Origin of the sequence: Rhodothermus profundi, assembly GCF_900142415.1 — a bacterium.
Classification (GTDB): Bacteria; Bacteroidota; Rhodothermia; order Rhodothermales; family Rhodothermaceae; genus Rhodothermus; species Rhodothermus profundi.
This window is the reverse complement of the sequence record NZ_FRAU01000002.1, coordinates 81026-93757: the sequence shown is the minus strand read 5'-3', so window position 1 is coordinate 93757 and position 12732 is coordinate 81026. Positions and strand designations below refer to the sequence as shown.

General features: G+C 58.7%; 12 protein-coding genes. 7 read left to right on the top strand and 5 right to left on the bottom strand.

Features of this window, described 5'->3' with window-relative positions; genetic code table 11:
• Positions 1 to 27 precede the first annotated feature (27 nt).
• Positions 28 to 594: a hypothetical protein gene (locus BUA15_RS03895; protein ID WP_245771909.1), complete on the bottom strand. Its 567-nt coding sequence runs from the start codon at positions 592 to 594 to the stop codon at positions 28 to 30.
• Between the two features lie 50 nt (positions 595 to 644).
• Between BUA15_RS03895 and BUA15_RS03890 the strand changes: the two genes are divergently transcribed.
• Genes BUA15_RS03890 through BUA15_RS03875 form a run of 4 tightly spaced genes read left to right on the top strand, consistent with a single transcriptional unit; the run spans position 645 to position 4694 of the window.
• Positions 645 to 1748 carry a glycosyltransferase gene (locus BUA15_RS03890; RefSeq protein ID WP_072714668.1) on the top strand — a complete coding sequence of 368 codons (1104 nt, stop codon included), beginning with the start codon at positions 645 to 647 and terminating at the stop codon, positions 1746 to 1748.
• On the top strand, positions 1745 to 2233 hold the full coding sequence (locus tag BUA15_RS03885; protein WP_072714667.1) for a hypothetical protein: 489 nt from the start codon (positions 1745 to 1747) through the stop codon (positions 2231 to 2233). The genes BUA15_RS03890 and BUA15_RS03885 overlap by 4 nt, the downstream gene beginning before the upstream one ends.
• Positions 2230 to 3792: an HTTM domain-containing protein gene (locus BUA15_RS03880; protein ID WP_072714666.1), complete on the top strand. Its 1563-nt coding sequence runs from the start codon at positions 2230 to 2232 to the stop codon at positions 3790 to 3792. Before BUA15_RS03885 ends, BUA15_RS03880 begins: the two co-directional genes overlap by 4 nt.
• Positions 3789 to 4694 (top strand): hypothetical protein, encoded by a 906-nt coding sequence (locus tag BUA15_RS03875; protein ID WP_072714665.1) that lies wholly within the window; start codon positions 3789 to 3791, stop codon positions 4692 to 4694. The genes BUA15_RS03880 and BUA15_RS03875 overlap by 4 nt, the downstream gene beginning before the upstream one ends.
• Here the strand turns inward: BUA15_RS03875 and BUA15_RS03870 are convergent.
• Positions 4676 to 5509 (bottom strand): glycosyltransferase family A protein, encoded by an 834-nt coding sequence (locus tag BUA15_RS03870; RefSeq protein WP_072714664.1) that lies wholly within the window; start codon positions 5507 to 5509, stop codon positions 4676 to 4678. The two genes, BUA15_RS03875 and BUA15_RS03870, sit on opposite strands and share 19 nt — an antisense overlap.
• A gap of 147 nt (positions 5510 to 5656) precedes the next feature.
• Here BUA15_RS03870 and BUA15_RS03865 point away from each other — a divergent pair, with 147 nt between their 5' ends.
• On the top strand, positions 5657 to 6079 hold the full coding sequence (locus tag BUA15_RS03865; RefSeq protein ID WP_072714663.1) for a MaoC family dehydratase: 423 nt from the start codon (positions 5657 to 5659) through the stop codon (positions 6077 to 6079).
• Positions 6080 to 6090: 11 nt separating this feature from the next.
• Here BUA15_RS03865 and BUA15_RS03860 read toward each other — a convergent pair whose 3' ends face one another.
• The 3 genes from BUA15_RS03860 to BUA15_RS13920 all read right to left on the bottom strand — a co-directional run bounded on the left by BUA15_RS03860 (position 6091) and on the right by BUA15_RS13920 (position 8952).
• Positions 6091 to 7572, bottom strand: a complete 1482-nt coding sequence (locus BUA15_RS03860) for a M48 family metalloprotease (protein ID WP_084660513.1) — start codon at positions 7570 to 7572, stop codon at positions 6091 to 6093.
• A 29-nt stretch (positions 7573 to 7601) separates the two neighbouring features.
• Positions 7602 to 8759 carry a DNA replication/repair protein RecF gene (recF, locus tag BUA15_RS03855; protein ID WP_072714662.1) on the bottom strand — a complete coding sequence of 386 codons (1158 nt, stop codon included), beginning with the start codon at positions 8757 to 8759 and terminating at the stop codon, positions 7602 to 7604.
• A gap of 61 nt (positions 8760 to 8820) precedes the next feature.
• The gene (locus tag BUA15_RS13920; protein WP_262501652.1) at positions 8821 to 8952 is read right to left on the bottom strand and encodes a hypothetical protein; all 132 of its coding nucleotides are present in this window, start codon (positions 8950 to 8952) and stop codon (positions 8821 to 8823) included.
• A gap of 113 nt (positions 8953 to 9065) precedes the next feature.
• Here BUA15_RS13920 and BUA15_RS03845 point away from each other — a divergent pair, with 113 nt between their 5' ends.
• Complete coding sequence (locus tag BUA15_RS03845; RefSeq protein WP_072714660.1) at positions 9066 to 11756, top strand: CHAT domain-containing protein; 2691 nt, start codon at positions 9066 to 9068, stop codon at positions 11754 to 11756.
• Positions 11734 to 12666, top strand: a complete 933-nt coding sequence (murQ, locus tag BUA15_RS03840; RefSeq protein WP_072714659.1) for an N-acetylmuramic acid 6-phosphate etherase — start codon at positions 11734 to 11736, stop codon at positions 12664 to 12666. Before BUA15_RS03845 ends, murQ begins: the two co-directional genes overlap by 23 nt.
• Positions 12667 to 12732 lie beyond the last annotated feature (66 nt).

The following is a 12732-nucleotide window of genomic DNA, read 5'->3' as shown; positions in this document are numbered from 1 at the left end:
CGTTGCTGGTCTGGTAAATCAGCCCTGCTAACGGCAGCTACCGGCTTCATGTTGCCGCCTGAGGTGCAAACTTTTCGCCGAAGACGTCATCGCATAGGGACGATAGCGCACGCCCAGTCCAATCCCCAGATTGTTGGAATACAGCTCCCCAACGTCTCCGCCTACGGCTACCTGCACAGCCAGCCGTTGTCCTACAGGCTCCCAGTCCAGCACAACCAGCCACGACAACTGCTCCGGTGGCGGCTCAAACCGATACGTTGCGCCCGGCTGTTGCAGCACATCCCGTCCGTTGTAGGTGCCGTAGTTGCGCGAGTACGTCGCTACTAATCGATAACGGAATGCTTGCCCCAGTCGCCCGGCCAATCCCAGATGGTGCGCCACTACGCGGTTGTTCTCGACGCCTCCGATTAACCGTTGCTTCCGATCTTCAAACGCAAACATTAGCGGCGAACCGACCGTGCGGCCACTCGCGTGCTCCTCTCTCTTTCCATAATTATGTAGCGCCTTCTCCTGAGCGATTGCTGCACGCAGTAGCCCTATCCCCATGAGCAGACCTGCTAGAACCTTCTCCCAGCAGATCCGGTTGATGCGCATGATCACTGTCAGAATGCCCGGTGAGCGCTTTCAATAATCGAAAAATACACATGCGGCCTATCGCTCTGCATTTTAAATCAGTCTATCTCAATCTTTCCGAAACCTTCATCGACCGGCTTGTGCGCCATCACGAGCGCTACCGGCCGGTAATCGGGACCCTGCACCCTCGCTACTATCTGGATGGCCTTTCCGTCTATACCCCGAGCGGCTGGGAAGCCTGGCGCGATCGCTTGCTGCAACAGCTCAACCGTTCCCCTCGCTTTCTTTACCAGGTCTGCCGCCAGGTGCATCCAGTGGTGCTGCATGCCCATTTCGGATTGGACGGCTATCGACTATTGGACCTCAGCCGACACACCCGGCTTCCTCTCGTGGTGAGCTTCTATGGACACGACGTCTCCCGTCTTCCGGCAGAACCGGGTTGGCGCCGCCGCTACCAGCGACTGGCCCGCCAGGGTACCTGTTTTATTGCCGCCACAAACTTTATGAAACAGCAATTGATCACGCTGGGCTTCCCGGAAGAGAAAATCGCAGTGGTACGCTTTGGCATCGACCTGTCTGCCTTTCCCTTTCGGCTGCGCACGCGGGCCGGTTTCCGCTTGCTGATGGTAGGACGGCTGGTCGAAAAAAAAGGGCACCACACCGCGCTCAAAGCCGTTGCCCGCTTGCGGGCAAGCGGCTACGCCGTCGAACTGCACTGCTATGGAGACGGGCCGCTACGAACTTTTCTGCAGGCTGAGGCACATCGGCTAGGCATCAGCGCTTTCCTCTCATTTCATGGAGCTGTCACAAACGAGGTGGCCCGCCAGGCGTATTACACCCACGACGTACTGCTCGTCCCGAGCCAGACGGCAACTGACGGAGATCAGGAAGGCCTGCCCAATGTGCTGATCGAGGGGCTGGCCAGTGGGATTCCCGTGGTTGCCACGCAGCATGCAGGCATTCCCGAGCTGATCGTACCGGAAAAAACGGGGCTATTGGTGGCGGAGCGAGATGCCGAGGCGCTGGCGGTCGCGATAAAGCGATTGCTGGAGACGCCTGCGTTGGTCGAACATCTCAGCCGGGCCGGACGAGCAGCTGTCGAAGCGCAGCACAGCCTGACCCGCATGGTGCGCGACACCGAAGCTGTTTACGACGCAGCGCGTCACGCCCTATGAAGCGAACCCATGTGCGCCGGCTTTTCTGGGGGCTGGCCATACTGCTGCCGATTCAGTATGCCCTTGTAGGACTGGTGCAGCTTCAGGGTGGCCACGAGCCCTGGCCACTCCTGGTCATGCCCGGTTTCAAAGCCACCTGGCAGGCAGACAGCCCGTTGCTGTCCAGACGCGTGACGTTTGTCGTCCATCAGGCCGACGGAACCATGCAGCCGCTTCCCGCCGACGCTGTGCTGGCTTCCCTGCCATACTCTCACCACCGGGCCATGCTGGAGGCTTTCTTTCAACCGGCTTCGCTGAGCGGCACTCCTGAGACCGAGCGCATTCGCCGGCCGGACGCTATCCGCTGGCTGTGGAACCGAATGCAAGCCCTGACGGGAGATACGCCTGTGCAAGTGGACATCGTCTGGGAACAGCTTCGTTTCACGCCCCACACCGGCACCTTACAGGTCTTTCCACTTGACACCCTGACCATACGCCAGCCATGAACGCCAGACGCCTCGACCACTGGCTCTTCAACGCTTTCCAACCAACAGCCGAGGGGCTGGCTGCCTACCGGATAGCCTTTGCGCTGTTTGTCTTGTTCATTCTGGATCCCGGCCACAGCCCTTATTTCAATTTCCACCCAATCGGCGAACTGCCCGACAGCTTCTTTCTGCCGCCGCCTGGCCCCATGCAGCTTTTTGGCGGCTTTCCGCCCCGCTGGTTTTTTGCAGGCCTGCACTTCCTGCTTGACCTGAGCCTGGTTGCCCTGCTTTTCGGCTATCGCACCCGCCTGGCTTCCTGGCTGACCGGCCTGCTCCTGCTCATCGGCTTTGGCTTTTTGTTCTCAGCCGGCAAGATCAACCACGTGCTGCTGTTTGTTCTGCTGCCCTGGGTAATGAGCTTTAGCAACTGGGGCGCCACCTGGTCACTGGATGCCTGGCTGGGCCGAACGCGCGCAACGGTCGCGGGATGGCCGCTATCTCTACTCGCGCTACTGATTGGCTTTGCCCTGTTCACTGCCGGTTTTACCAAGCTGCTGGGCGGCTGGCTGGACCCCTCCACTCATGCCGCCCGGGGCCACTGGCTCAAACAGTACTTTATCATTGGTCGGCAGGATCTGCTGGCTGATCTGGTTACCGCACCGCTGCCCTCCGGTCTCTGGGAGCTGATGGACTGGGGCACCGTGGTGCTGGAAATGGGCTTTCTACCCGCTGCATTTGCACCGCGTCTGTTTCGGGTATTTCTAAGCTTGATGGTCCTGTTTCATTTGAGCACGGCTCTGCTGTTCAACATTACCTTCGTGCAAAATCTGATTGTTTATGCAGCTTTTTTGAACTGGAATCAACTTGCCACGCACGTTCCCCGGTTCCGACTGCCGCCCCGTCTTATCCTGCCAGCAATTCCACTGGTGGCTATAGCCTGTTACCTTTTTGGCTCGCCACTACGCCGTTTGGATGCTCTCGCCAATTTCTCGTCCGATCTGTCGCTCACGGAGCTGCTGGTTAACGTCATTGCCGCGCTGATTGTAATCGGGAATGGAATCGCTCGGTTGCGACATCAGTCAGGCCACCTCTTGTCCCTTACTCCGACGGTTGCAGGTGCCTATCGGCGGGTGGGTCGAACGCTGGCGCTCGTGCTGGGGGTGTATGGAGCGTTAATAGCTACCCATGCTGGTGAGTTCTGGCCCATGAGCGTGTTTCCCATGTTCTCGCAGGCCGGGCAGCCCTGGACGCGCGCTGTGGTGCGCGAGCTGAGCCCTGAAGAGCCGGTGCGCTGGGATACGCTGTGGGCACCAACGTCGCTTCCTGGCCGTCCATTTCCGCTAGGCAGCACCACGCTCGACCCGGTTGACCTGATCAACTTTGTCACCCAGCCGGATCGCTGGCATGCGCAGCGTCGCCAGACACTGCTGCGGCTGTTTGGCCCGGAATTAGAAGACCGCCGGCTCCTCATCTTACAGGTACGTGGCATGCCCACCCCAGACGGAGTGCGGCTTTATTACCTCCCTATCATTGCGTTGACGGCTGATACGGTCCAGATCCATCCCCGATGGCAGCCATGAAATTCTTCCTTCGCGATCTATTCGACTTCGAGCGTCCAGAAACAGCGGGCGAACGACTGTTTTTCGCCCTGTTTGAAGGATTTGTGGTGTTCACCCTGAGCGGCCATGCCTGGAGCTGGGCGCTTTATCTGGGTCGCCTGGAAACTCCTCTGTATCCGACGGGCCTGGCGCACTATCTGGACGTGTCCTGGTTCATGCAGCCCAGCGTAGCGTTAGGTCTGGCAGCCACGGTTACAGTCCTTTTGCTGCTGGGCCTGACGCATCGATGGCGGTTGGCGTACCTGCTGGCGCTGGTAGGGCTACACTTGCTGTACGTGAGCCGATTTTCGCTGGGTAAGACACCGCACGGTACTCATCTACTTGGGCTGACGTTGCTGAGCCTGGCGTTGGGCGCGCTGCTGTTTCGCTCAGCCTCCTATCGCCGTCGCGCTGCGCTGGGCTTCACCTATTTCTTTGTAGGCCTGAGCTATACGCTGGCCGGACTCAGCAAGCTTGTGGCCACCGGTCCAGGCTGGGTAGACGGAAGCCATCTCACCCTCTGGATTCTGGAAAAGGGCGTTGATCTTACAGCCCGGACCGGAGCCTGGGAACCGAGCTTTCTGCAGCAACTGCTCCTGGCCCATCCTTCCCTGAGCACCCTGCTACTTACCAGTGCGTTGCTTCTTGAGCTGCTGGCTTTTACCGTCTGGTGGCGTCCGTTCCGCTTCCCTGTGCTGCTGGCGCTGGTAGGCATGCATGCGGGTATCTACGCGACGCTGACCATTTCTTTTCACTTTGCGGCTGCGGAATTGCTGCTTCTCGCGCTGCCCTGGAGCCGATGGCTGGATCGGCTGCTGCAAACGCGCTGGGCCTCCCGGATACGTTGGGTGCTGGCTCGTCGGACTCAGTGGTGCAATTCCTGAAGCAGTTCCGGTTGAAATACGCCCGTTTCAATGGAGTCGCGCAGGTAGCGTGCGAAGGCCTCTTGCATGGCCGGCGTCAGCCGAAAACGCGGATGGGCGAATTCGTTGCCACGGACATACCGATACCAGAGATAAGCGAGAAAGTCCTTCGGCGTGTTGCGCATGCGGCGCAGGAAGTGCTCCTGTTCCCACAGATTGCTGCCATGAAAATAGCGCAGATAGAGGTAGGATTCAGAAGGCGGCAATATTACGTAGCGGCCAGTACGCCGCCATGCTTCGGCATAGTGCGTGTCGCTGGTGCGTCGCAGGTCAGGATACCGGATGGTTGCGCTCCGGCGATGCACAATAGTGGGCGGTACGCCATGGCGCAGCAGCCCGATGAACGGATGGAAAAAATAGGTAGGATGATTGACATGCATGAGCGTGCCGGCCAGCGTGCAGGCATCGCAATCGGCTGTAAGAAGCACGTGCATCTGACGCATGAGTCGCTCAGGATGCGACCAGTCGTCGTCATCCCATTGCGGGGCAATGTAGTCCCCTCGTGCCAGCTCCAGCGCCTGATTGCGTAGCGTACCGATCACTAAACCCGGCCGCGGTTTGACGCGCGCGTAGATCAGCTCATTCGACGGGATTTCAGCCAGTAGCGCTTCGTCAAGCGGTTGTTGCCCGTTGTCGAGCACCACAAGCTCTCGGTTGGGATAGGTCTGGTGAAGATAGGACCGAATGGCGCGTCGCACCAGATGGGGCCGATCGGCCGTTACCATGAGACAGCTAACCTTGGGCCAGTGCCGGCGCTCCCAGGATTCCTGTGCCATTGTTCCCGCTTTTCCTTATCCCACGTCCGGCTGCTTCAACGCGTTCCTTGCGAAAAGGATGAAGCCGTTGCCGAACGTTTCGTTTTTCGCCAGGGCTTTGTTAATTCTGTTACGCTGCCGGTCCCTGAAAACAGCCGACAATGCCCTATGTACACCTATGAGACGTTGCAGGTAGGCGACCATTTTACAACCACGCGCCGCATTACCGCCGAGGACGTGCGCCGGTTTGCTGAACTCACCGGCGACGACAATCCGATTCATCTTGATCCCGAATACGCCCAGAAAACCCGCTTTGGTCGGCCTATCGTTCACGGCGTCCTGCTGCTGGGCATTATTTCCAAAGTGTTGGGGCGTGATTTTCCCGGCCATGGAAGCATTGCCGTAGCGCTCTCCTGCCGCTTTCTGCGTCCGGTGCCAGTCGACTCAGAAATCACCGTTGAAGTCAAAATTGCCGAAAAAATTGAAAAACATAAACATATTCGTGCAAAGGTATACATCTATCTCGACGGCAAGATGGCGGTAGGTGGGGAGGCCACCCTGATTCCTCCCGCTCCAGAGACTGCGCCGTAAGCCAACTGCATTCATGGGCGCGGCAGTTTCAACAGGGTACCGACCTGCACCGTGGCCTCCAGGTCCATTTGGTTCATGATGGCAACCGCTTCTGGCGTGAACGCCTCGGGAAGTGCTGGTAGAAGCGCGTGCAATGGTGCCGTGCGCGTAGCCGGTTGGATTTTTAGGCGGACAGGCTGCACGTTCAGCCGCTCAGGATCCTGAAGCGGCGCAAAACCACGCATAACCTGCAAAAACACCGGCTCATAGCGTGCGTAAAGCGCCGCCTGCGTAAAACCAGCCAGACTATAGACGCGTTCTTCGTGCTCAATAAAGTACTGGAGCACGCGCACGGTCTGGTTCTCAGAGGCCTGTTTCTCGGCCAGTACATAGACTGCTGGCAGACCGTTGACGTGATCGTTGCCCTGGTTGAGGATGGTCAATGCCTCCTGGGCAGCCCATGCCTGGGCTGCTTCCGTAGCCGATGGTTGCGTGGCCAGCGTGAGCACAAGCATGGCCTGCTGCTCCCTGTCAACCAACACGACCTGGCTCGGCTGATTGACGACCCGATAGTCTGCAGGTACCGGAAACCAGAAGCGCAGCGTTGGATGGTAGAAGGCACCATCGGCCACGTAGCCCTGTCGGGGATCGTCTCCGAGCACGAGACCTTCAATGCGAGCGTAGTAAGTTGCCTGGTTCACCTGATTAGCTGAACCCACCTGTTGCTTCCAGCGCGCTGCCAGCATTCGGATAGTCTGTTCCCGCTCGCCGGGATCCGGATGCGTTGACAGAAACGAAGGCAGGCGCGCGCCGTGTTGTTCGCTAAGGCGTTTCAGCGAATGGAAAAACGCAGCCGCTTCGGCCGCATCATAGCCAGCCCGCACGGCATACTCAACGCCCAGGCGATCCGACTCCCGCTCGTCGTCCCGACTGTACTTCAGAAACAGAAGCTGGGCTACAATTCCTCCCAGTTGCAGCACGTTCTCAGCAGACACGCCCAGCACTTCCTGGCCCAGCATCGCCCCGCCAAGCAGGGCAATCTGTCCAAGCTGCAATTCAAAAGCACGCTGCGAGGCATGCCGCGCTGCCACATGCGCAATCTCATGTCCCAGCACGACAGCCAGTTGGGCTTCACTGTTCAGATGCGCCAGCAATCCGCGCGTGACGTAGATGTAGCCTCCCGGCAACGCAAACGCGTTGACTACCGGACTATCGAGCACCCGAAAGACAAAAGGCGTTTCCCGAAATGCCTTCGGCGTGTTCGGTCGCCGGAGATGGCTATGGGCTAAAATAACCTGTCCCAGGCTGTCTACGTAAGCGGTCAGCGTTGAGTCCTCGTAAAGCCCATATTGCGCTACAATAATCTGATCGGCCTCTCGCCCAATACGTCGCTCTTCGGCCCAGGTATACCCGTACAGTCGCCGTCGACCGCTGACCGGATTGGTCGAGACAGCACAACCTTCTGCAAAAACCACGAGAATAGCAATAAGGACGAGATAGTACCTGCCCATCATAACCCTTTTGCGCCTTTAGGCACGAGGTGTTAGGACTCCGTGGAAGCGTATGCCTGCACCTGGCCGGCTTCTACCCAGAAGATACGATGCGTTGAGCCTGAAAGCACCTGCAATTCCTGGAGTAAATCGAGCCGAGCCGATGTTACGAAGCTCTGCGCGATCTGGTCGGCGTGCTGCAGCAGCTCCAGAATGCGCTGCGTACGAAAGCGATCCAGGCCGTCAAACACGTCGTCCAGCAGCAGCAGCGGCGTTTCTTCTCGTCGTGCGCGCAAGTAGAGGAATTTGGCCAGCTTAAGGGCCAGTCCCATGATGCGATGTTGGCCCTGGGAAGCATAGCGACGCACTTCCAGACCGTTCAGACGGAGCATCAGTTCATCGCGGTGTGGTCCGGCCAGCGTACGCCCCTGTTCTCGCTCGCGAGAGGCCAGGCGATGGAGCCGGTTGCGAAAGGCTTCGGCCACTGCGTCCAGATCGACGTCGGGCTGGAGCGGAGCCACCGTAATGTATTCAATGCGCGGAATTTCTGCAGTCAGGCCGAGCTGGGCATGCGCTTCCGCCACAAAGGCGGCAAATTCCTGCACGAACCGTAGCCGACGTAGGATAAGACGGCTGCCCAGCGTTACCAGTTCTTCCTGCCAGGACTCCAGCAGAGAGGGTTGCACGGCAGCCGGATGGCGCCGCAGGTGCGCCAGGAGCTCGTTACGCTGTCGGAGCGCTCGCCGATACTGCAACAGATCCTGGAGATAGGCTGGATACGCCTGACTGAGCAGGTTGTCAAGAAAGCGTCGTCGTGCTTCGGGCGGTCCTCCGGTCAGCGCCTGGTCGGCAGGAGAAAGTACCACAACCGGCAACTCACCCACCAGATCGGACAGCCGCTCCAGTGGCGCCCCGTTGAAAAAAATTCGTTTTCCCTCTCCTGGCACATAGACCAGCCGCACCACCAGCTCGGAACGACGCTTTCCGGAAAAAACGCCCTCTAGTTCAAAGAAAGCGGCACCCTGTCGCAGAGCGTACGCATCTTGCGAGGTCAGAAAACTTTTGGAAAGACAGAGATAATGAATGGCTTCCAGCAGATTGGTCTTACCAGCGCCATTGGGTCCGCCAATCAGGTTAATGCGCGGCCCAAAGGCCACCTGCGTTTCCTCGTGCGCCCGGAAATTCCGTAACCGGAGTGACTGCAACAGCATAGGCGTACAGGCAGAGCATCTTTAACGCCCTGCCTGTACGCATGCCTGTTCGATTCGTTCTTTACTGCGGGTTTCCGGCTGCGTTTGGATCATCCGGATGATCTGGGTCACTGCCCCCGTCTCCTCCCGGAGGATCCTGGTCGTCGCCCTGCCTCTGCATCCAGAGGCGCGCAATGTCCCATTCTTTTATCATGGCGGCGTACATGGTTTGATTGAGGTATTGCTTATAGAAAATACAAAGGCTTATTGCATCTTCCAATATCATTCTACATCTTTTAGGCAGAATGCCCCACGAAAACGTCATCGATGTGGCTTTTAGCATTAATTTTCTGGCTACCCGTTTCGGTCGAATCACCATCCGAAAACCTGTGTGATTCGCTGCGCCAATTTGTGGCGCAGCTTCCACAGGATGCTCGGGTGGCGCCAGAGGAAGTGCTTCCCCATGCCGTTCAGTCGCTGCGTCGGTACCGGCAATGTCCGGGCCTTACGATCTCGGAGCTCATGCATCTCTACCGCAGGGAGCTCAGCTATCTGCATGCGCTGCATCGCTATGCCGAGGTACTGGCGTTGGTTGACACCTTCCTGACCCGATTCGCCCGCCAGCCAGATTCGCTGATGTTCTACCAGATGTACCGCTGGCGAGGTTATGAGTACTATATCCTTGGCGATCTACCCGCTGCAGCCGTTGCCTACAGTCAGGCGCTGCGCTATTTGCCATCTAACGAAATTCGGGCACGGGTGAGCCGACTTGCTGATTTAGGGGCCATTTATACGCGAATGCGCGATTACGAAACAGCTTACCAGTATTATAACCAGGCGCAGCAGCTATGGGATCGGATTCCTGCCAGTGATTCTCTGCGCATGTGGGCTCTCGTTAACGACGTGTTTCTTGGCTTTGCCAGTCTCCTGGTAAGCTATCCAACGATTGGCGGGCGCTCTCGCGAAGCGGGGCTTGCAGAAGCTGCCCGGCTTATTGCAGAAGCGAAGCAAGCATTGCCTCAAGTCTCCGGGCTCCCTTCCCGTCTTTATTTACGCCAGCAGCTACAACTGGGTCTTACGGAAGCCAACCTGGCCTATACGTTGAGGCGTCCGGAGCGTGCGCTTCAAATCCTGGATACGCTTCCGTCCCTGGCCCGGCAGCTTGCCGAGCCCCACTGGCACTTTGAAATTCTCTACCACCGGGCCATGGCGCTCTGGCATGCCAGGCGGTTGCGCCAGGCTGAACAGGCCTTTCGCGAAGCCCTGTCGCATGCTGACGAGGCGCTTCACGATGATGCGCGCCGGCGGACGCTGACCCGGCTGGCTCAGTTGTACGAGGAGCAACATCGGCTGTCAGAGGCTGAGCATTTCTTTCGAGCGGCGATTCCTTACACAGAAACCTACCTGAGCCGTCTCCAGACTACGCAATGGGCGATTCTGTCGACTGCTAACTGGTATGAGCCTTATCGAGGACTGACCCGCGTCTTGCTGCACCAGGCGCGTTATGCCGAGGCGCTGCAATGGCTGGAGCGCAGCCGGGCTCAGAATCTTCAGGCGTTTCGTACGTACCATGCGTGGACCCGTCAGATGCCGCTGGCAAAGCAGCGGCTGCGCGACAGTCTTGTTTACGCCCTGAACCAACTCCGCGCCCGTTTGAGCGACTCCAGTTTACCGGCCCAGGAAATGTTGGCTTTGAAAAGCCACGAGGCGACTCTTGAACTTCGGTTGCGCAATTTGCTGACGCTGCCGCTGCTGCATCCGGAAACCCCGCTTGCGCGTCTGCAGCAACGGCTGGCGCAGGTTCAGGCGGTTGCCCTGATCTACTTCATTGATACCATTAGCGGACTCTTTTTGCTGACGCCCGACACGTTACGCTTCTTTCCGTTAGCCCTCACGCCAGACAGTCTGGAGCATCTGCTGCAACGCGTCAGTCCGGTGTTTGCCCCGCAGCGCATGCGCTCCGTACGGGCGGCTCGTTATTTTAACCTGCGTGTCCTCCATCAGCTTTTTCAGCAGCTTGTTGCCCCGGCGCTTCCGCATATCCCACCTGAGACGCCCCTGTTTATTATCCCCGATGGACTCCTTTTTCAACTGCCGTTTGCTGCGCTGGTGCTTGATTTAAACGGTCCCTATGAATACGACCAGGCCACCTACCTGACGGAACGTCATCCTATCAGTATTTTGCCGGCGCTCAGGTTACTGCTGGATAGCACAAAGGCATCTACGGCCCAGATAGACATTAGCAGCCTGGGGCGCTCCCGTTTTTCCAACGATCCTCGCCTGCAGGCAGCGTTGCCTGTTGTTTTTCGCCGGCAGCCGCTGCCTGATTTGCCAGGCGTGCATGAGGAGTTGGAACGGGTAACGCAACACTTTGCGCGCACGCAGCGCTGGGAAAACCAGTGGGCTACGGAGCCGCGCTTTCGTCAGGCAGCTCAGCAAAGCCGCGTGTTGCATCTGGCCTCGCATGTCTTGTTGCACCCGACCAGTTCGGCCTACCATGCCATTGTGCTGTCGCCCGCTCCCGGGGATGACGGAATCCTTTTTCTCCACGAGCTGTTGTGGTCCCCCCTTTCGGCTGAGCTGGTTGTGCTCAGCGGCTGCAACACGGCTGCTGGCGAGGTGCTTCCTGGGGAGGGTCTGGAAGGGCTGCAATATGCAATTCTGGCGGCGGGCGCTCGTGGTGTCGTCGCCACGCGTTGGCTGGTAGAAGATCGTTCCATGGCCACTCTAATGGATCGGTTCTATGCCCATCTCGCTGCGGGTTTGCCGTTGGACCGAGCGCTTCAGCAGGCCCGGCTAGATTTTCTGGCGGCTGCTTCAGACGAGCAGCGGAGTCCTTTTTACTGGGCAGCCCCGGCCTTTTTTGGCGTTCCGCGCGTGTTGCCGCTAACTCCACGTACCCGTCCCCCATTGCCCTGGGCCTGGATCCTGTTGCTGCTCCTCGGGGTTGGCATGGGCGTGTTATTCTGGTGGTACAGGCAACGCCGTCGCACCTATGGATCGTCCCTCGCTGTTTGAAGAGCTCAAAGCGCTGGCCACGGAGCAGCGAAATCCCCATTCCATGCGCATCGATACGGCTCCGGTGCGCGAAATCCTGGAGATTATCAATACCGAGGATCACCTGGTACCCATTGCAGTCCGGCGTGAAATACCTTATATCGAGCAGGCTGTGCACCTGATTGTTGAGGCGTTCAAGCGAGGGGGCCGCCTTTTCTACGTAGGGGCCGGTACCAGCGGCCGGCTGGGTATTCTGGACGCGGCGGAATGTCCACCTACGTTTGGCACGCCTCCCGAGATGGTGCAAGGCCTGATTGCAGGAGGCCCGCAGGCGGTCTTTCGGGCGCAGGAAGGGGCCGAAGATCGGGAAGAAGATGGTGCGCGCGACTTGCAGCGGGCTGGTGTTACGCCACGCGACGTGGTCTGCGGTTTAGCTGCCAGCCGACGCACCCCCTATGTTGTCGGTGCGATTCGCTACGCGCGCGCGCTGGGCTGCCGCACAATTTTTATTACCTGTACTCCTCGTGAGGAATTTCCGCTGGAGGTGGACGTAGCCATCTGCCCGGTAGTTGGTCCAGAGGTCATCATGGGGTCTACGCGCATGAAAAGTGGTACCGCTCAGAAGCTGGTGCTCAACATGCTCTCCACGGCCGCCATGATTCGTCTGGGGAAGGTCTACGAAAACATGATGGTAGACCTCCAGATGACCAACCAGAAGCTGCGGGAGCGCGCCAAGCGTACCGTTATGATTGTAACCGGACTTGACTATGAGGACGCTTCTCGTCTGCTTGAGGAAGCGGGGGGCCACGTCAAGACGGCCATCGTAATGGCCCTGGCCGGCGTTTCGGCCCAGGAAGCCCGGCAGCGGTTGGCCCGGGCTGATGGGTTTGTGCGCGCCGCCATTGCGGACGAAGGGCCGCCTCCGGCCTGATGTTTCACGTGAAACACGGCGCCTGACACCCCTTCTCTTGTTTCACGTGAAACATTGTGCTCGCGG